A 21,026-nucleotide genomic window follows, 5' to 3' on the forward strand; every position below is an offset into this window, starting at 1 on the left:
ATCAGCTGACCTTCCCGAAGATCACGCTCGCGTTGGTGCCGCCGAAGCCGAAGCTGTTGGAGAGCGCGTAGTCGATCTTGCGGTCGCGCTTGGCATTGGGCGCGAGGTCGATCGGCGTTTCCACCGCCGGGTTGTCGAGGTTGATCGTCGGCGGCGCGACCTGGTCGCGGATCGCGAGGATCGAGAAGATCGCCTCGATCGCGCCGGCCGCGCCGAGCAGGTGGCCGGTCGCCGACTTGGTCGAGGACATGGTGACATTGCCCGCGTGTTCGCCGAGCAGCTTCTCCACCGCGCCAAGCTCGATGGTGTCGGCCATGGTCGAGGTGCCGTGGGCGTTGATGTAGTCGATCTGGCTCGCCTCGAGACCCGCCGACTTCAGCGCCGCGCCCATCGAGCGCAGGGCGCCGTCGCCGTCTTCCGACGGGGCGGTGATGTGGTAGGCGTCGCCCGACAGGCCGTAGCCGATGACCTCGGCGTAGATCTTCGCGCCGCGCGCCTTGGCGTGCTCGTACTCTTCCAGCACCACGATGCCCGCGCCCTCGCCCATGACGAAGCCGTCACGGTCGGCGTCATAGGGGCGGCTGGCCTTGGTCGGATCGTCGGCGCGCTTGGTCGACAGCGCCTTGCAGGCGTTGAAGCCGGCGATGCCGATCTTGCAGATGGCCGCCTCGGCGCCCCCCGCGACCATCACGTCGGCGTCGCCGTACTTGATCAGGCGCATCGCGTCGCCGATGGCATGGGCGCCCGTCGAGCAGGCGGTGACCACCGAGTGGTTCGGGCCGCGGAAGCCGTATTTGATCGAGACCTGGCCGGAGATCAGGTTGATCAGCGCGCCGGGCACGAAGAACGGCGACACGCGGCGCGGGCCTTTGGCTTCCATCATCACGGCGGTGTTGGCGATCGAGTTGAGACCGCCGATGCCGGAGCCGATCAGAACGCCGGTGCGCTCGAGATCTTCCTTCTCGGTCGGGGTCCAGCCGGAGTCCTCGACGGCCTGCTGCGCTGCGGCCATGCCGAAGAGGATGAAGGTGTCGACCTTGCGCTGCTCTTTCGGCTCCATGTAGGCGTCGGCATTGAAGGTGCCGTCAGACCCGTCGCCGAGCGGCACTTCGCAGGCGTAGGTGGTGGTCAGACCCTCGGTGTCGAAGCCCTTGATCGGCCCGGCGCCCGATTGCCCGTCCAGAATACGTTCCCAGCTTTTCTCGACCCCATCCGCCAGCGGCGTGACAAGCCCCAGCCCGGTAACCACAACGCGACGCATTGCTCTGCCTCTCTTTCAAGTTCCCAATGTTGACGCCGCTCATACCGCGCGGGCGGTCTGCTCGGCAAGCATAACGGTTAATTTGTGTGTCCCTTCAGGCGCCGAACAGGCGCTCAGGCCCAGTCTGAGCCGAGATCCGCCTGCGCCCGGTCGATCCAATGCTCGCGCAACCAGTCGCAGGGCTTGGAGTGGCGGACGAAGCTGCCGTTGTAGCCCTCCAGCGCCTCGGACATCTTGGGATGGCCGTGGAAGCAGACCACGCGGGCCTCCTCGGGCAGCCGCGGCGCGTGCAGCCAGTTGCCCGGGAACGGGTTGCAGTCATACTTGAAAGACACGACCCAAGGGTCCGGAATATATTTAAAAACGCCGCGATCCATTGCCTTGTGAGAGGTGTAGCGTTGCTCCGACCCGCGGGCCTTTTCGACCTCTGCATAGGCGTCCTTGGACAGATCCTCGTAGAGGAAACCATGCTGCGCGGGATCGAAGCGAAACACCGAGCCGTGCCCCGTGGGCCGGCCCTTGCGCTTCTCGGTCCAGTCGTGGCGCATGGCGATGGTGCCGGGTGCAAGGTCGTGGATCTCGCCCAGCGGGCCGGTGATCACGACGTCGAGATCGAAGCCCAGCACCGGCCCCTCGAGGTCGGGCACCAGACCGGGGCGGAACAGCGAGACCTTGCGCATGGCGCCCTGGCGGTTGGCGACGGCGAGCGCCGCGGCCATGGGCTCGGCGAAGGGTTCCACCGGCAGGTCGATGATCTCGATGTCCGGGTGCAGCCCCTCGGCGTGCTCGGTCATGCAGAAGAAGCGCACCGGGCGGTCCATGTGCCGGCGCACGCCTGAATACAGCCGGTTGACGTATTCCGGGCCGAAGGCGGTGCCCCATTTGATGCAGAAGGTATTGGCGCGCATGATGCTCTCCGGGTGGTTCTTGCCTGCGCTTTAGCCCAAAGCGCCGGCAAGTGCCAACCTCTCGGCGCGCGCCCGCAAACGCGTCAATGCACCGCATGGCGGATGCGGCGGATGCCGAACCAGACCAGCAGCGCCACCGGGATCACCGCCAGCGCGGTCAGCGTGCCCTTCGAGACGCCCACCGCCGCGGCCACCGGGTAGAGCAGGTAGCCCACCAGCGAGACGGCATAGTAGGAGATCGCCACCACCGAGAGCCCCTCGACCGTGGTCTGCAGTTGCAGTTGCTGGTCGGCGCGCTTGTCGAGGCTGGCGAGGATCTCCTGGTTCTGCGCCGAGCGCTTCACCTCGACGCTGGTGCGCAGCAGCTCGCCCGCCCGCATCGCCCGGGCCGACATCTCGGCCAGCCGCTTCTCGCTGCTCTTCACGGTGCGCATGGCCGGCTCGAAGCGCCGCGCCATGAATTCGCGGAAGGTCTGCCGCCCCTCGAAGCGCTCCTCGCGCAGCACCGAGATGCGCTGGTTCACCAAAGCCTCGTAGGCGGCGGTGGCCGAGAGCCGGAAGGCGCTCTGGGCCTGCACCGTCTCGAGCTCAGCCGAGACCCCGAGCAGCGCCTTCAGCACGTCCTCCTCGGGGCTGTCGCCGCCGGTCATCTCGGTCGACAGCCGCGTCAGGTTCTCGTCGATCCGCGTGAGGTCGGCGCGGATCGCGCTGACTCGGGTGAAGCCGAGCATGGCCATGGTCTTGTAGACCTCGATCTCGCACAGGCGCTGCACCACGCGGCCCACGCGCTGCGCACCCGTGCCCGCGTCGACGAAGACCGCGAAGCGTTGGTGCCCCGCCGGGTCGATGCGGAAGTCGGAGGCCGCGACCAGAGCATCGTCAAGCATGCTGCTCACCGCGATGCTGTCGTTGACGAACCAGTCCGCGCAGGCGGCATTGATCGTCGCCGGGTCCGACGGGCGGTCCAGAACGCGGATCATCGCCGAGGTCATCCGAACGCCGGGCGTCGCCTCGAGCCAGTCGGCCGGAAAGATCCCGAAATCGCGCGGATCGAAGGCGCCATCGCCCAGCCCCGGCAGGAAGGCGGTATAGGTGACGAACTCGGTGTGCAGTTCCCACTTGATCTCGGCCTTGCCGATGCGCCCGGCGTAGTGCCGTGCCTCGGGCTGCGGATGCGGTGCGCCATGGCGGTCGAGCAAGTCGACCAGATGCGCCAGGTCCTCGCCGCGATCGCGGGAGGCGGCATCCGCCGCGCGCTTGACCGCGAGGAAGACCCCGCGGCAGGGCACTTCGAGCGTGGGAAACGGACGGGCGTGCAACTCGTTGGCGAGCTCGTAGCGCAGCGGGTGATCTTTGATGGGCGGCATGGCTCAGGCTCCGGAAGGTTGTCGCGACACTAGCGCCCCGCCCTTCGATGTAAAGGAAATGATTGTGTCTTATCAATTAATTAACGGAATACATTCGTATACTGGGTGAAGTGCCACAGGTTACCGCTATCGCGCATTGCTGCGACGCGCAGTGTGCGCCGGCCGCCCCGCAATGTCAGCCGCGCCCGGCCCGGATCACCTCGGGCAGCGAGATCGCCAGCAACGCGCCGGCACAGAGCGGGAAAAGCCAATAGCCCGCCGCGCCGAAGAGCACCGCACCGAGCACACCACCGGCGGTGAAACTGGCCAGCGTCAGCGCGTGGAGCCGCAGCTTCGGAAGCGCCGCGCGCCGCGTCTCGGCGTCCGCGGCCAGCGCCGACAGCCCGATGCCGATATCCGTGGCCATGCCAGAGACATGGGTGGTGCGCACCCGGGCGCGCGAGATCATCGTGGTCACCGCGTTCTGCAACCCCATCACGAAGCTCAGCACGATAACCAGAAACGCCTGCTCCATCCCCGGCCAGAGCGCCAGCGCAATCCCCAGGAGCAGCACGAAGACCCCCTCCGCCGCGATGGCCAGCGCGTAGATTGCCCGGACCCGCCGCGCCTCGCCGATGCGGATGACCAGCGCCGCCAGGGCGGCGCCGCAGATGAAGGCGACGACCAGCCCGGCAAAGGACAGCGCCAGCCGCAGCGCGCCGTTCGCCAGATGGTCGGCAAGGGCCGAGATATTGCCGGTCATATTGGCGGTGAACGAGCCGGCGATGAGGAAGCCCACGGCGTTCAGCGCCCCCGAGATCGAAGACAGCAGCCCGGCCAGCGACAGATCGATGGCCCCGGTTCGATCGTCGCCCACCCGGATCAGCATGGCGCACCCTTTTTACCTTGCACGACAAGGAGCTTAGGACGCTTCGCGCGGCGCGGCAAAGCCCCGTTTCGCGCGCGCCAAAGAAAAAGGGGCGCAGCCGCGCGGCCCCGCCCCCAATTCATCCTTGCCAAGTTGCCCGGCTTTGCGCCGTCGTCAACTCAGCCGTTTGCCAGCTTGGCTTCGCGCGCGTCACGCAGGCGGGCGAAATCGTCACCGGCGTGGTAGCTCGAGCGGGTCAGCGGCGTCGCCGAGACCATCAGGAAGCCCTTGCCGAACGCGGCCTTCTCGTAGGAGGCGAACTCGTCGGGCGTGACGAAACGGGCGACGCGGTGGTGCTTCGGCGTCGGCTGCAGGTACTGGCCGATGGTCAGGAAGTCGATGTCGGCGGCGCGCATGTCGTCCATCACCTGCACGACCTGCTGACGCTCCTCGCCGAGGCCGACCATGATGCCGGACTTGGTGAAGATATGCGGGTCCATTTCCTTGACCCGCTGCAGCAGGCGCAGCGAGTGGAAGTAACGCGCACCGGGGCGCACTTCGGGGTAGAGGCCGGGCACCGTCTCGAGGTTGTGGTTGAACACGTCGGGGCGCGCCTCGACCACGGTCTCGAGCGCGCCGGGCTTGGACTTCAGGAAGTCCGGCGTCAGGATCTCGATGGTGGTCTCGGGCGAGCGGTGACGGATCGCACGGATGGTCTGGGCGAAATGCTCGGCGCCGCCATCGTCGAGGTCGTCGCGGTCCACCGAGGTCACCACCACGTGCTTCAGCCCCAGCTTCTGCACCGAGTCGGCCACGCGCCCGGGCTCGAAGACGTCGAGCGTGTCGGGGCGGCCGGTGGCGATGTTGCAGAAGGTACAGCCGCGGGTACAGATGTCGCCCATGATCATCATGGTGGCGTGACCCTGGCTCCAGCACTCGCCCACATTGGGGCAGCCGGCCTCTTCGCAGACGGTCACCAGGCCGTGCTCGCGCATGATGCGGCGGGTCTCGTTGTAGCCCGCGCCGCCGGGCGCCTTGACGCGAATCCAGTCCGGTTTCTTGGGCTGGGCATTGTCGGGCCGATGCGCCTTCTCCGGATGGCGCTGCGCCGGGATCTTCAGGTCTCGCAAAGCGTTTCCCCCGCGATGTGGGTCAGGTTGCCCCGGAAGATAGACCTCTTCGGGACGAGGTTCCACCCCAGGCTCCGGATCGGTCCCCCACCGGGACCGACACCGGGACTGAACATGTCGGACTCTCCCCTACGCCCATCGCGCCCGAAGCGCAATTCCCGAGCATCCCGCGCCGCTTTTGTCCGCGCGCCTTCCGCGACGGCGCTCTTCTGCTTGCGCCCGCCGCGCCGCGCTCCTATCCCCACGTCAGGGAGGAGACCCGAATTTGCAAGTTCCCGAAAGGACACCAGAATGAGAACCGGCGTCGCGCTTCCCAATGTCACCTTCCGTACCCGCGTCCGCGACGAGTCGATCGAGGGCCCGAACCCCTTCCGCTGGCAGGACATGACCACGGCGGATTACTTCAAGGGCAAGCGCGTGATCCTCTTCTCGCTGCCCGGCGCCTTCACCCCGACCTGCTCGACCTACCAGCTGCCGGGCTTCGAGAAGAACGCCGAGACCTTCCGCGCACACGGCATCGACGCGATCTACTGCATGTCGGTCAACGACAGCTTCGTGATGAACCAGTGGGCCAAGTCGCAGAACCTCGAGAATGTCTCGGTCATCCCCGACGGCTCGGGCGAGTTCACCCGCCGCATCGGCATGCTGGTGAACAAGGACAACCTCGGCTTCGGCATGCGCTCCTGGCGCTATGCGGCGATCATCAACGACGGCGTGGTCGAGGCGTGGTTCGAGGAGCCCGGCCTGTGCGACAACCACGGCGAGGATCCCTACGGCGTGTCGAGCCCGGAGAACCTGCTGGAGTACCTGGCGAACGCAAAGGCCGAAGCGGCGGCCTGAGCCCTTCGCTGAATCTGATGCGGAAAGCGGGCCCATGTGGCCCGCTTTTTTTTCATGTCCCGTGCGCACCATCGCCGGAAAACAAGCGCCCCGAAACAAGCCGGCGCCGCCGGGCGCAGCTCTCACCCCGCGATGCGCACCAGGTGGTTGTCCCAGGCCACATCGGCGCGGCGCAGCGGCGTCGGCGTCTCGCCCTTCACCAGGATCAGCCCGCCCAGCCCGTCGCTGGCCATGTAGCCGCCCTCGTGCGTCGCCAGCCCGCAGACATCCGTGCGCGACACCGCCCCGAGAAACGCCCCCGTCTCCGAGAAGCGGTGCATCCGCCCGCCGCGCGGCGAGGTGATGGCGATCTCGCGCCCCTCCCCGGCAAAGGCGACGCTGCCCGCGTAGCCCTGCATCACCAGCTCGTCGCCGAGCGGCGCCTCGCAGAGCACCGGCGCCTCGCCGCGGCGGTGCAGACCGAGCAGAGGCGTCGCCGCGCCCTCCTCGCCCTGCCACTGCATGCAGAAGCCCACCAGCCCGTCGGGCCGCAGCGCGAGGTGGCGGATCGAGTTCTCGTGCAGCTCCGGCTCCAGCTCGACTTTCTCCAGCAGCGTGCCATCGAAGCCGACGTAGGAGAGGTTCGGCTGCATGGTGTCGGTGTTGAGCTTTGTGCGATCAAAGGCGTCGGTCTGGATGCCGCCGTTGGCGATCACCAGGCTCTGACCGTCCGGCATCAGCCGCAGCTCGTGCGGGCCGAGACCATGCGTCGGGAAATCCGAAACGCGCGTGTAGCCGGCCTCTACGTCCCAGATGCCCACGCGCCCCGCGCTGCCCTCGGCGACCTGCTCGGAGGTGAAGAGTACCGTGCCGTCGGCGGAAAAGGCACCGTGGCCGTTGAAGCTGTGGCCCTGCGGCGCGCTCAGCTCGTGCAGCACCTCGCCGGAGATGCAGTCGATGACCAGCGCATAGGTGCCGGGACGGCGGGCAAAGCCCACGGCCTCGGCGCGGGTCGGATGGGCGCAGGCGGCGTGGCCGCGCGCCGGGAGCGGCACGCGGAAGGCCTCTTCGCCGCCCTCCCGCAGGCCGACCAGAACGAAGCTGCCGTCGCCCTGCTTGGCCGCGGCCAGATAGGTGGGATCGCCCACCGCCGCCCAGCCGGTCGCGGGGGCGGCGGACGCAGCCAGAAGGCTGGCCAGGAAAGTGCGTCTCGTGGTCATGGTCTCATTCCCTCTCAGTCGCCGTCGCCGGAGTTGAAGCCCGGCTGGATGCCGAGGCGTAAGCCGATTTCCAGTTCCAGCGCATCGCTCAGGGCGCGCACCTGCTGTTGCAGGATCTCGACGTGCAGCCGCTCGGACGGATCGTCGACGGCCTGGAAGCTCGGCTCCTCGACCCGCTCGGCCAGCTCGTAGAGCCGGTCCAGCGCGGCCTTGCTCTGCGGCAGGTCCCAGTCGGCGAGCGCCGCGGCCATATCGTAGGCGCCCTTGGAGTCCTGCAGCACGTTGCGCAGGCTGCGGCCCGAGCGCCAGGCCTCGGCGCGGGTCGGGCGCGGCCGCTCGAAGGTGCCGAGGGGGCGGCCGAGGCGGGTGTCGGCGGTGAACTCGAGCCCCGTGAGGATCTGCGTGTAGAGCGCCCGCACCGCCTCGTCCTCGCCCATGTAGGTGGCATTGCCCTCCTGCCCGGCGGTGCGCAGCACGTCGGCGAACTGCTCCTCCCAGCCGGCATCCAGCGCCGCGGCCTGCCGCGCGAGATCGCGGGTCATGGTCTGCACCAGCGTGCAGGCGTAGCTGCCAGGCTCGTAGTCCCAGAAATCCGGATCGTAGAGCATGAACTCCAGCGGGTAGAGCCCGCGCGCGGCGATCGAGACATCGGCATAGGCCACCGGGTCGCGGCCGACCTCCTCCTCGCCCGTGATCAGCCGGGTCAGCGTCTTGGGGGTGAAGCCGCGGCTGTCGGGCCAGAAGGCCACCGGCAGCGCGCCGGTCTCGGAAGGGCCGATGTGGATGTCGGCCACGGCGTTCCAGCGGTCGAAGGCGTGCATCCAGGGCTCGCGCAGCGAGGCGGCGGTGCAATCGGCCTGTGCCGCACCGGCCAGCGTCTCGGTGGCCTGGGCGAAGCCCGCGAAGCCGGGGAGGATATGCGCGCTCAGGGCCTCGGGCACCCCGGCCTGCGCGGGCGCGGCCAAAGGCGCAACGAGCGGCGCGGCGAGCAACGCGGCGCAAAGGGTCAGGCGATATGTCATTTACAAACTCTCCAGATACCGGATCAGCGCCGCGCGGTCCGCCGGCACCATGGAAACCACCTTGTCGCGCTGCGTTTCGGCCTCGCCGCCGTGCCAGAGGATCGCCTCCAACAGATTGCGGGCCCGTCCGTCGTGCAGGAAGGTGGTGTGGCCGCTCACCCGCTGGGTGAGGCCGATGCCCCAGAGCGGCGCGGTGCGCCATTCGCGCCCGGTGGCGCGGCCCTCGGGGCGGTGGTCCGCCAGCCCCTCGCCCATGTCATGCAGCAGCATGTCCGAATAGGGCCAGATGAGCTGGAAGCTCTGCTCCGGCTGGGCGTCCAGCCGGTGGGTGACGAATTTCGGGGTGTGGCAGGCGGGGCAGCCGGTCTCGTAGAAGACGCGCTTGCCGTGCAGCACCTGCGGGTCATCCACGTCGCGCCGCGCGGGCACACCGAGGTTGCGGCTATAGAAGGTCACCAGTTCGAGCGCCGCCCTGTCCGCCTCGAAGCCGCCGCGCTCGGGATCGTCGCCGCCGGGCGCTTCGCGGCAGGCGGTCTGCGCCGGGGTGCAGTCGCCCCAGACGTCCGGATGCAGCGGGGTCGAGATGCCGATGTCGCTGGCGAAGGCCGCCGAGGATTGCTCGCGCACCGTCGCCATGCCGGCCTTGTGGCCGAAGCGGCCCAGCATCGGCGCGTCATGCTCCAGCGACCAGACCACCGCGGCGCGGCCCGAGATGCCGTCACCGTCCGCATCCTCGGGGTCGGCCAGCGCGAGGATGTCCCGCGCCGGGATCGCCTCGAGCAGGCCGAGCCCGATCATCTGCGGCGCGACGCGCGGACTAAGCATGGCCGCCTCGCCGAGCGGGCCATAGGCGAGGTCGGCGGCGGCATAGCTCGGCACGCGCAGCGAAGCCCGCTCGCCGCCCGAGAGCGGCACGTCGATCTCGTCGTAGCGCACCTCGAAGCGCGCCTCCGCGCCCTGCCCGACGGTGGCGAAATCCTGGATCTGCTGGCCGTAGACCGGGTGCGGCTGGGTGGCGATCCACTCGGCGATCCGCGGCATCTCGGCGCCGGGATCGGCGGGCACGGAGACCCGCAGGAAAATCGACACGGCGCCGTCGTTCGGCCCTTCGGGCGGATGGCCGCGCCCGTCCTTGAGATGGCAGTTCTGGCAGCCGCGGGCGTTGTAGAGCGGCCCCAGCCCGTCCGAGGCGCGGGTCGAGGACGGCGAGGAGACCCAGAGCTTGCGGAACAGCCCGTTGCCCACCTTGAAGTCGAGCTCGCGGTCAAACTCCATGTTGCCCGACGGCTGCGAGAAGGCGTCGGCATTGCGGCGCGGGCGCACGGTGGCCGCGCCGGCGGTCAGCTCCTCGAACTGCTCGGGCGCCGAGAAATCCTCGGTCAGCGCGGTCACCGCGGCAATGCGCGCGGCCTCGTCCTCGGTGCGGGGGATGATGTTGAGATGCAGGTCCTGCAGCCCGGGCACGGCTTCCTCGGAAGGGGTGCCCTCGGCGGCAAGCGAAGCGCCGCCCAGCAGGGCGGCGCAAAGCGCGAGGCTACTCGGCCTCATCCATCGGCATGGCATTGATGACCGCATAGCGTTCGGCACCGACCCGGTCGTAGAGTTCCAGTTGCGTCTCGAGGAAGTCGATGTGGCCCTCTTCGTCCGCCATCAGTTCCTCGAACAGGTTCTTGCTCACATAGTCGCCCACGGATTCGCAATGCTCGCGGGCCTCTTTGTAGAGCGCGCGGGCCTCGTGCTCCGCGGCAAGGTCGGCCTCGAGCGTTTCCTTCGGGCCCTCGCCGATGCGCAGCGGGTCGAGCTTCTGTAGGTTCGGGTGGCCGCCGAGAAAGATGATCCGGGTGATCAGCTTGTCCGCGTGGTGCATCTCTTCGATGCTCTCCTCGCGGCTCTTCTTGGCCATGTGGCCGAGGCCCCAGTCTTCCTGCAGACGATAGTGCAGCCAGTACTGGCTGACCGCGGTGAGTTCGGAACGGAGCGCCTTGTTAAGGTACTCGATGACTTTCTCGTCGCCCTTCATATCCGCCTTCCTGTGTTTTTCCGCGACCACGCAGGTCGCGGAGGTGCATGGGAACTTCCAGATTGTCGTTACGTCGCATGGTTTGCAAGAAGAGCGGCATGCAACCCCCGCAATCGGCGGCTTTACCGAGCGCGTGGTATATTTTTCCGGGCGTGATGATCGTCTGCGGGTCGGAATGACGCATCCAGTCGATCGCGGCGTGGATGTCGCGATCCGAGATACCCATGCAGTGGCAGACGATCATCGGTCCGGTTCCCCTTACTGGAAGACGGCGTTCGGGTTGTCGAGGCTGTCGGAGCCTTCGAATTCCATATCCTCGAGCGACAGCGCGGTGACGATGCGCTCGATGGTGCGGGTCTGGTCGATGAGACCGTCGACGCCGCCCATGATCAGCGCCTCGCCCTTCTCGTTGCCGGCCTCGAGCATCTGGTCGTAGGCGAAACCCTCTTCCTCGGCGGCGGTCTTGATCGCGCCGAGCGCCGCCATCGTGGCGTCGAGCTTGCCCTTCATCTCCTCGTCCAGCTCCGGCGAGGTCTCGGCCACCAGATCGCTCAGCGACGGACCCTCGACGGTGCTGCCGTCGACGCGGGTGTAGCTGCCGAGGTAGACGTTCTGGATGCCCTTGCCGTCGTAGAAGTGCGAGTTGTGGGTGTTGTCGGAGAAGCAGTCGTGCTCTTCCTCGGGGTCGTTCAGCATCAGGCCGAGGCGCATGCGCTCGCCGGCCTGCTCGCCGTAGGACAGCGAGCCCATGCCGGTCAGCATCGCCACGATGCCGGCGTCGGCATTGGCGCTGACCTCTTCTCGCGCCGCGCCGCCCTCGGCCCAGTTCGCGGCCATTTCCTCGAGGTCCGAGACCAGCAGCTGCGTCGCCGAGGTCAGATAGGCCGCGCGGCGGTCGCAATTGCCGCCGGTGCAGTCCGCGCCCACGACATAGTCGGTATAGGGGCGGTCGCCCGCGCCCGGCTCGGTGCCGTTGAGGTCCTGACCCCACAGCAGGAACTCGATGGCATGGTAGCCGCGGGCCACGTTGGTCTCGATGCCGTCGGCCTCGTTCAGCGTGTCGGCGATCAGTTCCGGGGTGATCAGCGAGGCGTCGACCTCCTGCCCGGCCAGCTCCAGCGTCGGGTTGGCGATCACGTTGGAGGCGGCGAAGGGGTTCTCGTCGGTGGCGCCGCCGTAGCTGTCGTCCACGTAGTCGATCAGACCCTCGTCCAGCGGCCAGGCGTTCACCTTGCCTTCCCAGTCATCGACGATCGGGTTGCCGAAGCGGAAGACCTCGGTTTGCTGGTAGGGGTTGCGCGCCGCCAGCCAGGCTTCGCGCGCGGCGACCAGCGTGTCCTCGGAGGGCGCCGCGACCAGGGCCGCGACCGCATCCTGCAGCGCCTTGGCGGTGCTCAGGCTGTCCTCGTAACCGGCCTGCGCGATATCTGCGTAGGTCTCGATCACCGCGGCCTTGTCGGTGTCGGCCAGCGCCGGAGCGGCAATGGTCAGCGCGAGCGCGGATGTAGTCAGGAATTTCATCTAGGTCTGTCCCCTCGTGGCGTTATTCTTGGTGTTTCGGCTGGTGAAGACGGCTTACTTGGTCAGGATCAGCTTGCCTGCCTTGGTGATGCGCAGCGTGTAGACCTGCCCGTCGAGCTCGATCTCGGCAAGGTTGCCGCTCTGGGTGAGCAGGCGCGCGTCATGGCGCGGGATGGCAGGTTGCGCTGCGTCGGATTTGAACCGGTCGATCATCATTATCTTACTCCTCGTGCGGAACGCGCCTGTGGCACATCGCGCGACATTTCTACGCGGTCGAGCAGCGCCTCGAGCGCGCCCTCCGCCGGCCAGAAGGCTCCGAGGACCATGGCCAGAAGCTCTGTCCGCGCCCCGCGCGCAGATGCCGCGGTGGAATACCCGATTTCGTGCTTCACAACGGCCCCTCGCTTCAAGCGCCCTCGTCTGTCGGCTCCCCCGCCTGGCACGAGGTGGCTCTCTTGCCATCAAAACTGAGCAAATGAATCGGATTTGTCAATCCGACAAATTCCGTCAGACTTCACAACTCCCGTAGGAACCGCGAAAATCCGCCCTCTTCTCGTTGCGGTCGCCCCGCAGATGCGCAATCACTTGCGCAAAGGGGACATCATGGCAGACTTCCGCTTCATCCACGCCTCCGACCTTCACCTGGGCCGGCGCTTCGCCGCCATGCCCGAGGAGATCCGCCCGCATCTTGCCGAGGCACGCCACGGCGCGATCACCCGACTCGCCGGTGCCGCCCGCCAGGCCGGCGCGGCGCATGTGCTGATCGCCGGGGATCTCTTCGACACGCCCACCCCCAGCCCGCGCGTGCTGGTGCAGGCGATGCATGCCTTCGGTGCCGAGGAGGACCTGACCTGGTGGGTGCTGCCCGGCAACCACGACAGCCTCGGGGCCGAGGCGCTCTGGGCCGAGGTCGCCTCCCGTGCGCCCGGCAACCTGCGCCTGCTGGACAGGGCCGCGCCAGTCGAGATGGCCCCCGGCGCCTGGCTGCTGCCCGCACCGCTGCCGCGCAAGTTCCCCGGCTACGACCTGACCGCCTGGATGCCCGGCGCCGAGACCCCCGAGGGCGCGCTGCGCATCGGCCTCGCGCATGGCGCCGTGCGCAGTTTCGAAGAGGAGGACGCGCGCGCCTCCGAGGTGATTCCGCCCGACCGCGCCGAGAGCGCCCGACTCGACTACCTCGCGCTCGGTGACTGGCACGGGCAGATGGCGCTCGGGCCCCGCACCCGCTACTCCGGCACGCCCGAGCGCGACGGCTTCCGCCACGCCGGCCGCGGCGCCTGCCTCGCGGTGACGCTGAGCGGCCCAGGCGAGGCGCCTCGCATCGAGCCCCTCGAGACCGGCCTCTACCACTGGCAGGACGCCGCCCTGCCGCTGCTGCCCGGTCAGGACGCGGCGCAGGCGCTCCACGACGCTCTGCCCGAGGGCCGCGCCGCGCGCCGCGACCACCTGCTGCGCCTGCGCGCCGAGGGCCGCACCACGCTGGCCGGACGCGCTGCGCTGGACGAAGCGGCCCGCGAGGTCGCCCCCGATTTCGGCTATTTCGAGCTCGACACCTCGGCGCTCGGCACCGAGCACGAGCTGTCGGACCTCGACGCCATCGACCGCGCCGGGGCGCTGCGCATCGCCGCCGAACGGCTGGCCGAGGCGGCAGACGATACCGACGCCGCCGCGCGCGAACGCGCCGTGGCCTCCGCCGCGCTCAACCGCCTCTACGGGCTGCTGCAGGAGGGCGAGGCATGAAGCTGCTCTCGGTCACCCTCTCCGACGTCCGCCGCTTCGCCCGCCCGGTGACGGTGCAGGGCTTCGGCCCGGGCCTCAACGTGCTCGCCGCGCCCAACGAGGACGGCAAGTCGACGCTCTTCGACGCCTTGCAGGCCCTCTTCTTCCTGCCCCACCGCAGTCGGGCGAAGGAAATCACCGCGCTGCGCCCCCACGCGGGCGGCGCCCCCATGGTCTCCGCCGAGATCGAGGACGAGGGCCGCCGCTACCGGCTCACCAAGCGCTGGCTCTCGCGGCCCATGGCCGAGGTGCACGAGGGCACCCGGCTTGTCGCCAAGGGCGAGGCCGCGGAAGAGTGGATCGCCGCCCTCACCCAGTCGCCCGAGGAAGGCGGCCCGGCCGGGCTGCTCTGGGTACGGCAGGGCCTCGTGGCGCTCGATCAGGGCGAGAAGCGTGAGCAGGACCACGCCCACCGCGCCCGCCGCGACCTGCTGTCCTCGGTTGCCGGTGAGGTCGAGGCGCTGACCGGCGGCCGCCGCATGGACCGCGCGCTGGCGCAGACCGAGGCGGCGCTGGCCGAGCTGGTCACCGCCTCCGGCAAGCCCAAGGCGGGCGGGCCGCTGAAGGCCGCCGAGGACGAGGTCGCCGAACTGAGCGCTCGCCGCGAGACGCTGAGCGCCACCGCGCAGACGCTGGAGCAGGCGATTGCCGACCGCCGCCGGCTGCGCAGCGAGCTTTCCGAGCTGCAGGACCCCGAGGCGCAGGCCGCCCGCGAGGCGCGGCTGACCGAGGCCCGCGCCGCCGCCGAGACCGCCCGCGCCTTCGCCGAGCGGCAGCGCCGCGCCGCCGAGCAGGTCGCGGCGCTGGAGGCGCGCCGCGATGCCGCCGCCGAGAAGGCCGAGGCGCTGCGCCGCGCCCGGGCAGCCGTGACAGAGGCCGAGGCCCGGCTTGCGGGTTTGGTGGACGCCGAGGCGCAGGCCAGCGAAACCGCTGCCGACGCGAAGACGAAACTGGCCGAGGCCAGCACCTCCCGCGATGCCGCCCGCGCGGCGCAGCGCGCCGCGCAGAAGGATCAGGCCGCCGCGCAGGAGGCGGCGCAGCAGGCACGGGTGAAGGCCGACCGCGCCGCGCTGGAAAAGCGGCTGACCGAGGCGCAAGCGTTGGCCAAGGCCGAGCTGGCGGCCAATACCGCCGCGCAGCGCGGCCCGGACGAGGCCACGATGGAGGCCCTCGACCGCGCCGCCGGCGAGCTGCGCGTGCAGGAGGAACTGCACGCCCGCACCGCCCCCAAGCTGCGGCTCGACTACGCACCCGGCGCCGCCGAGGTGCTGCTCGACGGCACGCCCCTGCCCGATGCCAGCGAGCGCCCGCTCAATGGCCCGGCGACGCTGGACCTGCCCGGCATCGGCCGCCTGAGCCTCGATCCCGGCGCCGCCGCGCAGACCGGCGCGCTGGACGCCGCCCGCGCGGCCTTCTCCGCGGCGCTCACTGCCACCGGCTGCGAGACCCCCGAGGCCGCCCGCGAGGCCACCCGCGCCCGCCGCAAGGCCCTCGCCGCGCTGCAGGAAGCCCGCGCTGCCCTGCGCGGCGTGGCGCCGAAGGGGCTGCGCGCGCTCGAAAACGCCCTCGCTGCCCTGCCCGCCCCGCGCGAAATCGCCGAGGCCCCCGATCCTGCCACCGCCACCGACGCGCTGCGCAAGGCCGAAGAGACGCTCGCTGCCGCCGAGGCCACCTTTGAGGCCGACCGCAGCCGCGACGAGCAGGCGCGGCTCGCCGAGGTTCGCGCCCTCACCGCCCGCGAGTCCGCCCAGACCCGCCTCGACGAATTGCGCGATAGCCTGCCGGACGACCCTGACGCCGCCGCCACCACGCTCGCCGAGGCGCGGAGCGAGGCCGAGATAGCGCTCGCCGCCGCCCGCGATGCATTGGCGGAGCTGCAGGGCGAGGCCCCCGATCTGACCAGCGCCGAGGCCACGCTGACCCGCGCGCAGGCCGTTCTGGATCAGGCCGCGAAGCGCCAGCGCGAGCTGTCGGAACGCAAGGCCGCGCTCGACACGGAGATCAGCCTGCGCGCCGGGGAAGGCGTGGAGGAGGAGCTCGCCGCCACCGATGAAGCCCTGACAAAGGCCCGCGAACGCGCCGACCGCTATGGCTTCGAGCGCGACACTTTGGTGCTGCTGAAGGACACGCTGGACGCCGCCCGCTCCGAGGCCCGCGAGCATTACTTCGAGCCGGTCACCCGCGAGTTGGCGCCGCTGCTGCGGCTGCTCTGGCCCGAGGCCGAGCTGGTCTTCGACGAGGACAGCGCCCTGCCGCGCGCCCTGTCGCGCGGCGGCCAGGAGGAGACGATGGAGGTGCTCTCGGGCGGCACCCGCGAGCAGATCGCGCTGCTGGTCCGGCTGGCCTTTGCCCGGCTGCTAGCGCGCGGCGGGCGGCACGCGCCGGTGATCCTCGACGACGCGCTGGTCTATACCGACGACGCGCGCATCGAGCGCATGTTCGACGCGCTGCACCGGCAGGCGGGGGATCTGCAGATCCTCGTGCTCACCTGCCGCCAACGCGCCTTCCGCGACCTTGGCGGACAGATGCTGAGCTACGAGAGCGGGGACATTCCGGAAGAGGCGCGCTAGGCCGGGGCCCGCCCCGCGAGGTCAGGCCGCCGCGCGCTGCAGCGCCTCGCGCAGGAAATCGAACTGGTCCTGCCCGTAGTAGCGCTTGCCGTGCAGCACGTAGGTGGGCGAGCCGAAGATCTGCCGCGAGATCGCCTCCTCGGTGACCGCGTCGGCCTCGTCCCGCACCTCCTCGCGCTGCGCCACCGCGAGGATGCGCGCCGCCGGCAGCTCGACGGATTCGAAGGCCTCCTGCAGATCGCCCGGATCGGCGAGGTTGCGATGCTCGGCCCAGACCCCGCGCAAGCAGGCGAAACTCACCGTGTCCTGATCCAGCCCCAGCTGCCCGGCGGCAAGGATGCAGCGGCAGGCCAGCCGCGGGTCGGTCGGCCAGCTCGGCGGCATGGCGGCCATCCGCAGCCCGCGCAGCGCCGCCCAGCGGGCCTGGTCCTCGATCCGGTAGCTCTGGCGTGCATCGGTATGATCGTAGGGCGGCGTGACCCCGGCGGCCTCGTAGACCCGCGCCACCTCCATCGGCAGGAACCGCACCTTCGCCCCCGCGCGCCGCGCCAGGACCATCAGTTCCTGGTGACCGAGGTAGGCATAGCCCGACATCGGCGCAAAATAGTAGTCGATCACGGGAGGCAGGCGCATTCGGGTCTCCGGGCTGCGGGCAGGCACTGCACCCGGCAGGGATCGGCGACTTGGGAGAGCCGCGCGGGGCCGGACGCTCTGCTATCATGAGGCCAAACGCCGCCCGAAGGGTCAACAATCACGCCACATGCCCGGAAGTTGACGCCCTCATGACAGCGCTGCCAGCGTGGCGGAACGGCAAGATCCTGCCGCAGGCCGCCGTAAAAGCCCGCATTCTCCGCAGTTTTGAAATGCTTCGAGATCGTACCGGCGGCGCTAGTCGTCCTCGCCGGTCGGCAAATCCGCCAGCGCGCCGCGCAGCTGAGCGATGCGCTCGGCCACTGCCGGGCTGTGCTGCCCGGCGCGGTCCGACCAGGCGCTGAAGCGGTCGAGCAGCGGCAGGAAGAGCGCGATCTCCTCGGCGTTCCAGTCCTTGAGGAAGCTGCCCAGCACGAGAAACTTGTAGGCGCGCACCGCCGAGACGATCTCAGACCCCGAGGGCGTCAGCTCAAGCACGGTGCGGCGGGCGTCCTGCTGGCTCACGGCGCGGCGGATCAGCCCCATTCGGATCAGCTCCGAGGCGATGCGGCTGGCGCGCGAGGGGTCGATCCGCAGCCGCGCGGCGACGGTGGAGACCATGGTCTCGGCGTCCGCGCCGCAGGCCCCGGCCTCGTCGAATTCGCCCTCCGGCGCGCGCACGGCCAGCAGCACGTCGAGATGCGCAAGATCGATGGAGAGCCCGAGATCGGCCAGCGCCCGCTGGCCCAGTTCGCGTTTCATCACCCGCCGCCGCCACTTCTGCAGCGCCGCGTCGATCTCGATCGCCGCCTGCGCCGAGGCGTCGTCGATCCCCGCCTGCCGCAGGTGGTCCCGGATTCTCGCGTCCTTGTCCGGCATTGTGCCGCGCTCCAAATTACGTGCCGTTGACATGTATATGCGCTCAGCACATATATGCCCCTAGCAATTCATTTCCGCAAGGTGCCCCGCGACTCGCCCTCCTGAACGGCGTGCGCGCCGCGCCTGCGCCGCGGCATTCCCGCGCCAGCCAGCATTCAAGGAGCCCCGCGCATGAGTGACCGCGCCGATCCCGTCGATCTGTCCGAGCCCGTCCCCGCCGCAGCGGCGGCACCGGGCGAGCATGACCCGGCGGTGGTGCGCCTCGCGCTGGTCGCGGTCTCGGCAACGCTGCTCTTCGCCTCGCTGGGGCAGACCATCGTGTCGACCGCCATGCCGATCATGGTCGCCGACCTGGGCGGCATGGAGCATATCACCTGGGTGATTACCGCCTACCTGATGGCCTCGACCATCGGCGCGCCGATCGCCGGCAAGCTCTCGGACCTCTACGGCCGCAAGGCGGTGCTGCAGAGCGCCATCGGCGTCTTTCTCGCCGGGGCCGTGCTCTGCGGCTTTGCCTGGACCATGGGCATGATCATTGCCGGGCGCCTGATCCAGGGTGCCGGGGCCGGGGCGCTCATCGTCACCTCGATGGCCGTCGTCGGCGATCTGCTGCCCGCCCGCCAGCGCGGCCAGGCGCAGGGGCTGATGGGCGCGGCCTTCGGCGTGTCCACCGTGGTCGGGCCGCTGCTCGGCGGCTTCATCGTGCAGCACTGGTCGTGGCACTGGATCTTCTTCGTCAACTTCCCCGTCGGCGCGCTGGCTTTCGTGGTGCTGGGCATGGCCCTGCCCTCGCGCACCGACCGCAGCCGCAAGAGCGTGGACTACGCCGGCGCAGTGCTGCTGGCGACGCTCCTCGCCTCGGCGGTGCTGATCTCCAACATGGGCGGCTCGGTGCTGCCCTGGAGCCACCCCGGCGTGCTCGCCCTGGCGGCGCTCGGGCTGGCCGCGCTCTTCGGCTTCGTGCTGGTCGAGCGCCGGGCGCCCGAACCGATCCTGCCGCTCTCGCTGTTCCGCAACAACGCCTTCCTGACGGTCAACTCCATGGGCTTCCTGATCGGCATGGCGATGTTCGGCACGATCACCTTCCTGCCGCTGTTCCTGCAGGTCGCCAAGGGCGTCTCTCCGACGCAGTCGGGCCTGTTCCTGGTGCCGATGATGGGCGGGCTGCTGGGCGGCTCCATCGGCGCCGGCCGGATTATGTCGAAGCGCGGCACCTACAAGGTGATGCCGATCCTCTCGACCGCGCTGCTCTGCGCGTCGATGCTGGCGCTGAGCCGGCTGTCCGGCGACACGCCGCTGTGGCTGCTGGCGCTCAACATGGTGGGCGTGGGGCTCGGCCTCGGGCCGGTGTTCAGCGTCGGCGTGACGGCGATCCAAAACTCGGTGCCGCGCAGCATGATCGGCGTCGGCACCGCCAGCGCCAACATGTTCCGGCTGATCGGCGGCTCGGTCGGCACCGCGGGCTTCGGCGCGATCTTCGGGCTCGGCCTGGCACGCAACCTCGAGGGGCACCTGCCCGAGGGCATGGGCGGCGGCATCCGCTGCATGAGCGCCGAGATGGTGCACGCGCTGCCGCTCGAGCAACAGCAGGCGATCATCGAGGGGTTCAGCGCCGCGCTGCACCCGGTGTTCCTGATCGCGTCGCTCGGCGCGGCGCTGGCCTGCGGCATCGGCTTCCTGCTGCACGAACGCCCGCTCGAGGGCTGAAGCGCGCGGCGTCCCGAGGCGATGCGCTCAGGAGGCGATGCCCGCGGCCTGGCCTTCCGGCGCCTGACCTTCCTCTGACGGGCTGTCCTGTGCCGGTGCCTCCCCGGGCGCGGTGCTTTCGAGCCGCGAGCGCAGGTAGTCCACCGCCCGCACCGGCGGGTAGACCGGTGTGCCGGTGCCCGGCAGCGCGGCGATCAGGCTCTCTGGGTTGGGATCGAGGAAGAAGGCCACCGAATGCCGGGTGCGCGCCGGCGGCAGCACGCGGTGGGTGGTCGAGACGTAGATGTCGTTGGTCCAGCGCATCAGGCAATCGCCGATATTGACGATCAGCGCCCCCGGAAGCTGCGGCACGTCCATCCAGTGCCCGCCGCGCGGGCGCACCTGCAGACCCGGCTCGCCGTCGGTCGCCAGCAGGGTCAACGCGCCGTAATCGGTGTGCGCCGACGCGCCCCGCTCGTCCGCCACCCCGGTGCCCGGCGGGTAGCGCAGCAGGCGCAGCGTCGCCATCGGCTCGGTGAAATGCCGGGCGAAGAAATCCGGCGGCACCCCGAGGTCCATCGCCACGGCCTCGTGCAGCTTCACCCCCAGCGCCCACATCGCGGCATAATAGGCCAGCATCGAGTCGCGGAAGTCGGGCACGTCGGGCCAGAGGTTCGCCCCCCGGAACGGCTCGCCCGCCACCACGCGCGGATCGTTGGCGACAAGCTCGAGCCCGATGTTGAACGCCTCTTTCCGGTCGGGGTGATCCGCCCCGTCCTGCTGCTCGGAGCCGAGCCGCGCCCAGCCCCGGTTGCGCGGGTTGCCCTCGATCGAGAGCGGCAGCTTGACCGCTTCGGGCTGGACGAAGAAGGCGGCGGAGGCGGCAAACACCCGCGCCAGCAGCTCCTCCGGCACCGGCGGATTGGCCAGCAGGAAGAAGCCATCCTCGCGGCAGGCCTGCCCGAGCGCAAAGGCGAACCCTTCGGGGTCGTCGCCGAGATCTTCGAAATCGAGCACGGGAATCATCGCCGCTCTCCTTCCGTGGACCGGGCCGCCCGGGCGGCCTCAGGGCACGGTTCGGACGGGTTCCGGCAATTCTCCACCTTCCGAAGGGCTTCGCAAGCGGTTTGGTTTTCGGGAGTGCGCGGATTTGTGCCAATTCGTCGCTATCGGCCCCGCACAGGCGGCCACGGGGCTCTCCCCCGCAGGGCAGGACGCTCGGAGCGCCTCAGCGGCGACCGCGGCGGACCAATTGCGCCAGCACGCCGTTCGGCGCGGGCAGGAAGCAGCAGGAGAGCACGAAACGGAACGGATCGATGACCATCATGGCAGATGTCCCCGGGTTGCAGCACACCGGGGCCTGGGCG

Annotated in this window: 19 protein-coding genes; 4 read left to right on the forward strand and 15 right to left on the reverse strand. The window is 69.7% G+C overall.

Going from position 1 to position 21,026, the window contains the following annotated elements:
* Position 1 precedes the first annotated feature (1 nt).
* From fabF to lipA, 5 genes are all read right to left on the reverse strand, one after another.
* Positions 2–1,261: a beta-ketoacyl-ACP synthase II gene (gene fabF, locus LC039_RS03730; protein ID WP_226621705.1), complete on the reverse strand. Its 1,260-nt coding sequence runs from the start codon at positions 1,259–1,261 to the stop codon at positions 2–4.
* A 113-nt stretch (positions 1,262–1,374) separates the two neighbouring features.
* Positions 1,375–2,169 (reverse strand): glycosyl transferase, encoded by a 795-nt coding sequence (locus LC039_RS03735; protein WP_226621706.1) that lies wholly within the window; start codon positions 2,167–2,169, stop codon positions 1,375–1,377.
* Between the two features lie 83 nt (positions 2,170–2,252).
* A complete protein-coding gene (locus LC039_RS03740) occupies positions 2,253–3,536 on the reverse strand; it encodes a DUF3422 family protein (RefSeq protein WP_226621707.1) in 1,284 nt (427 codons plus the stop codon).
* A 175-nt stretch (positions 3,537–3,711) separates the two neighbouring features.
* Positions 3,712–4,404 (reverse strand): YoaK family protein, encoded by a 693-nt coding sequence (locus LC039_RS03745; RefSeq protein WP_226621708.1) that lies wholly within the window; start codon positions 4,402–4,404, stop codon positions 3,712–3,714.
* A 158-nt stretch (positions 4,405–4,562) separates the two neighbouring features.
* Positions 4,563–5,513, reverse strand: coding sequence for a lipoyl synthase (lipA, locus tag LC039_RS03750; protein ID WP_226621709.1), 951 nt, complete (start codon positions 5,511–5,513; stop codon positions 4,563–4,565).
* A 291-nt stretch (positions 5,514–5,804) separates the two neighbouring features.
* On the opposite strand from lipA, the gene LC039_RS03755 reads away from it, so the two are divergent.
* Positions 5,805–6,353 (forward strand): peroxiredoxin, encoded by a 549-nt coding sequence (locus tag LC039_RS03755; protein WP_226621710.1) that lies wholly within the window; start codon positions 5,805–5,807, stop codon positions 6,351–6,353.
* A gap of 122 nt (positions 6,354–6,475) precedes the next feature.
* On the opposite strand, the gene LC039_RS03760 is transcribed toward LC039_RS03755, so the two are convergent.
* The 7 genes from LC039_RS03760 to hemP are packed head-to-tail and all read right to left on the reverse strand — an operon-like array spanning position 6,476 to position 12,328.
* The gene (locus LC039_RS03760) at positions 6,476–7,552 is read right to left on the reverse strand and encodes a DUF1513 domain-containing protein (RefSeq protein ID WP_226621711.1); all 1,077 of its coding nucleotides are present in this window, start codon (positions 7,550–7,552) and stop codon (positions 6,476–6,478) included.
* A gap of 14 nt (positions 7,553–7,566) precedes the next feature.
* Positions 7,567–8,574, reverse strand: coding sequence for an imelysin family protein (locus LC039_RS03765; protein ID WP_226621712.1), 1,008 nt, complete (start codon positions 8,572–8,574; stop codon positions 7,567–7,569).
* Entirely contained in the window at positions 8,575–10,122 is a 1,548-nt protein-coding gene (locus LC039_RS03770) for a di-heme oxidoredictase family protein (protein WP_226621713.1), read from the reverse strand.
* Positions 10,109–10,594, reverse strand: coding sequence for a bacterioferritin (gene bfr / locus LC039_RS03775; RefSeq protein ID WP_226621714.1), 486 nt, complete (start codon positions 10,592–10,594; stop codon positions 10,109–10,111). The genes LC039_RS03770 and bfr overlap by 14 nt, the downstream gene beginning before the upstream one ends.
* A complete protein-coding gene (locus LC039_RS03780; protein ID WP_226621715.1) occupies positions 10,560–10,838 on the reverse strand; it encodes a bacterioferritin-associated ferredoxin in 279 nt (92 codons plus the stop codon). Before LC039_RS03780 ends, bfr begins: the two co-directional genes overlap by 35 nt.
* A 14-nt stretch (positions 10,839–10,852) precedes the next feature.
* On the reverse strand, positions 10,853–12,115 hold the full coding sequence (locus LC039_RS03785) for an imelysin family protein (protein ID WP_226621716.1): 1,263 nt from the start codon (positions 12,113–12,115) through the stop codon (positions 10,853–10,855).
* Positions 12,116–12,169: 54 nt separating this feature from the next.
* Positions 12,170–12,328: a hemin uptake protein HemP gene (gene hemP / locus LC039_RS03790; protein ID WP_413463808.1), complete on the reverse strand. Its 159-nt coding sequence runs from the start codon at positions 12,326–12,328 to the stop codon at positions 12,170–12,172.
* A gap of 390 nt (positions 12,329–12,718) precedes the next feature.
* Between hemP and LC039_RS03795 the strand changes: the two genes are divergently transcribed.
* A complete protein-coding gene (locus LC039_RS03795) occupies positions 12,719–13,855 on the forward strand; it encodes a metallophosphoesterase family protein (RefSeq protein ID WP_226621718.1) in 1,137 nt (378 codons plus the stop codon).
* Positions 13,852–16,464 carry an AAA family ATPase gene (locus tag LC039_RS03800; protein ID WP_226621719.1) on the forward strand — a complete coding sequence of 871 codons (2,613 nt, stop codon included), beginning with the start codon at positions 13,852–13,854 and terminating at the stop codon, positions 16,462–16,464. Before LC039_RS03795 ends, LC039_RS03800 begins: the two co-directional genes overlap by 4 nt.
* A 21-nt stretch (positions 16,465–16,485) precedes the next feature.
* Here LC039_RS03800 and LC039_RS03805 read toward each other — a convergent pair whose 3' ends face one another.
* Positions 16,486–17,097 carry a 2-hydroxychromene-2-carboxylate isomerase gene (locus LC039_RS03805; RefSeq protein WP_226621720.1) on the reverse strand — a complete coding sequence of 204 codons (612 nt, stop codon included), beginning with the start codon at positions 17,095–17,097 and terminating at the stop codon, positions 16,486–16,488.
* 255 nt (positions 17,098–17,352) lie between these two features.
* A complete protein-coding gene (locus tag LC039_RS03810) occupies positions 17,353–17,973 on the reverse strand; it encodes a MarR family winged helix-turn-helix transcriptional regulator (protein ID WP_226621721.1) in 621 nt (206 codons plus the stop codon).
* A gap of 171 nt (positions 17,974–18,144) precedes the next feature.
* On the opposite strand from LC039_RS03810, the gene LC039_RS03815 reads away from it, so the two are divergent.
* The gene (locus LC039_RS03815; RefSeq protein ID WP_226621722.1) at positions 18,145–19,680 is read left to right on the forward strand and encodes an MDR family MFS transporter; all 1,536 of its coding nucleotides are present in this window, start codon (positions 18,145–18,147) and stop codon (positions 19,678–19,680) included.
* A 27-nt stretch (positions 19,681–19,707) separates the two neighbouring features.
* Here the strand turns inward: LC039_RS03815 and LC039_RS03820 are convergent, their stop codons facing one another.
* Positions 19,708–20,685: an isopenicillin N synthase family dioxygenase gene (locus tag LC039_RS03820; RefSeq protein ID WP_226621723.1), complete on the reverse strand. Its 978-nt coding sequence runs from the start codon at positions 20,683–20,685 to the stop codon at positions 19,708–19,710.
* Between the last annotated feature and the right edge of the window lie 341 nt (positions 20,686–21,026).

This window comes from Alloyangia pacifica (assembly GCF_020524285.1).
Taxonomy (GTDB): Bacteria; Pseudomonadota; Alphaproteobacteria; order Rhodobacterales; family Rhodobacteraceae; genus Salipiger; species Salipiger pacificus_B.

What these genes read in the sequence shown, in the direction of transcription:
- LC039_RS03765 (WP_226621712.1), bottom strand. Translation starts at nt 8,574, where the DNA reads ATGACATATCGCCTGACCCTTTGCGCCGCGTTGCTCGCCGCGCCGCTC.
- LC039_RS03770 (WP_226621713.1), bottom strand. Translation starts at nt 10,122, where the DNA reads ATGAGGCCGAGTAGCCTCGCGCTTTGCGCCGCCCTGCTGGGCGGCGCT.
- LC039_RS03815 (WP_226621722.1), top strand. Translation starts at nt 18,145, where the DNA reads ATGAGTGACCGCGCCGATCCCGTCGATCTGTCCGAGCCCGTCCCCGCC.
- LC039_RS03735 (WP_226621706.1), bottom strand. Translation starts at nt 2,169, where the DNA reads ATGCGCGCCAATACCTTCTGCATCAAATGGGGCACCGCCTTCGGCCCG.
- LC039_RS03800 (WP_226621719.1), top strand. Translation starts at nt 13,852, where the DNA reads ATGAAGCTGCTCTCGGTCACCCTCTCCGACGTCCGCCGCTTCGCCCGC.
- LC039_RS03740 (WP_226621707.1), bottom strand. Translation starts at nt 3,536, where the DNA reads ATGCCGCCCATCAAAGATCACCCGCTGCGCTACGAGCTCGCCAACGAG.
- LC039_RS03820 (WP_226621723.1), bottom strand. Translation starts at nt 20,685, where the DNA reads ATGATTCCCGTGCTCGATTTCGAAGATCTCGGCGACGACCCCGAAGGG.
- LC039_RS03805 (WP_226621720.1), bottom strand. Translation starts at nt 17,097, where the DNA reads ATGCGCCTGCCTCCCGTGATCGACTACTATTTTGCGCCGATGTCGGGC.
- LC039_RS03810 (WP_226621721.1), bottom strand. Translation starts at nt 17,973, where the DNA reads ATGCCGGACAAGGACGCGAGAATCCGGGACCACCTGCGGCAGGCGGGG.
- LC039_RS03795 (WP_226621718.1), top strand. Translation starts at nt 12,719, where the DNA reads ATGGCAGACTTCCGCTTCATCCACGCCTCCGACCTTCACCTGGGCCGG.
- LC039_RS03785 (WP_226621716.1), bottom strand. Translation starts at nt 12,115, where the DNA reads ATGAAATTCCTGACTACATCCGCGCTCGCGCTGACCATTGCCGCTCCG.
- LC039_RS03780 (WP_226621715.1), bottom strand. Translation starts at nt 10,838, where the DNA reads ATGATCGTCTGCCACTGCATGGGTATCTCGGATCGCGACATCCACGCC.
- LC039_RS03745 (WP_226621708.1), bottom strand. Translation starts at nt 4,404, where the DNA reads ATGCTGATCCGGGTGGGCGACGATCGAACCGGGGCCATCGATCTGTCG.
- fabF (WP_226621705.1), bottom strand. Translation starts at nt 1,261, where the DNA reads ATGCGTCGCGTTGTGGTTACCGGGCTGGGGCTTGTCACGCCGCTGGCG.
- LC039_RS03760 (WP_226621711.1), bottom strand. Translation starts at nt 7,552, where the DNA reads ATGACCACGAGACGCACTTTCCTGGCCAGCCTTCTGGCTGCGTCCGCC.
- LC039_RS03755 (WP_226621710.1), top strand. Translation starts at nt 5,805, where the DNA reads ATGAGAACCGGCGTCGCGCTTCCCAATGTCACCTTCCGTACCCGCGTC.
- hemP (WP_413463808.1), bottom strand. Translation starts at nt 12,328, where the DNA reads ATGATCGACCGGTTCAAATCCGACGCAGCGCAACCTGCCATCCCGCGC.
- bfr (WP_226621714.1), bottom strand. Translation starts at nt 10,594, where the DNA reads ATGAAGGGCGACGAGAAAGTCATCGAGTACCTTAACAAGGCGCTCCGT.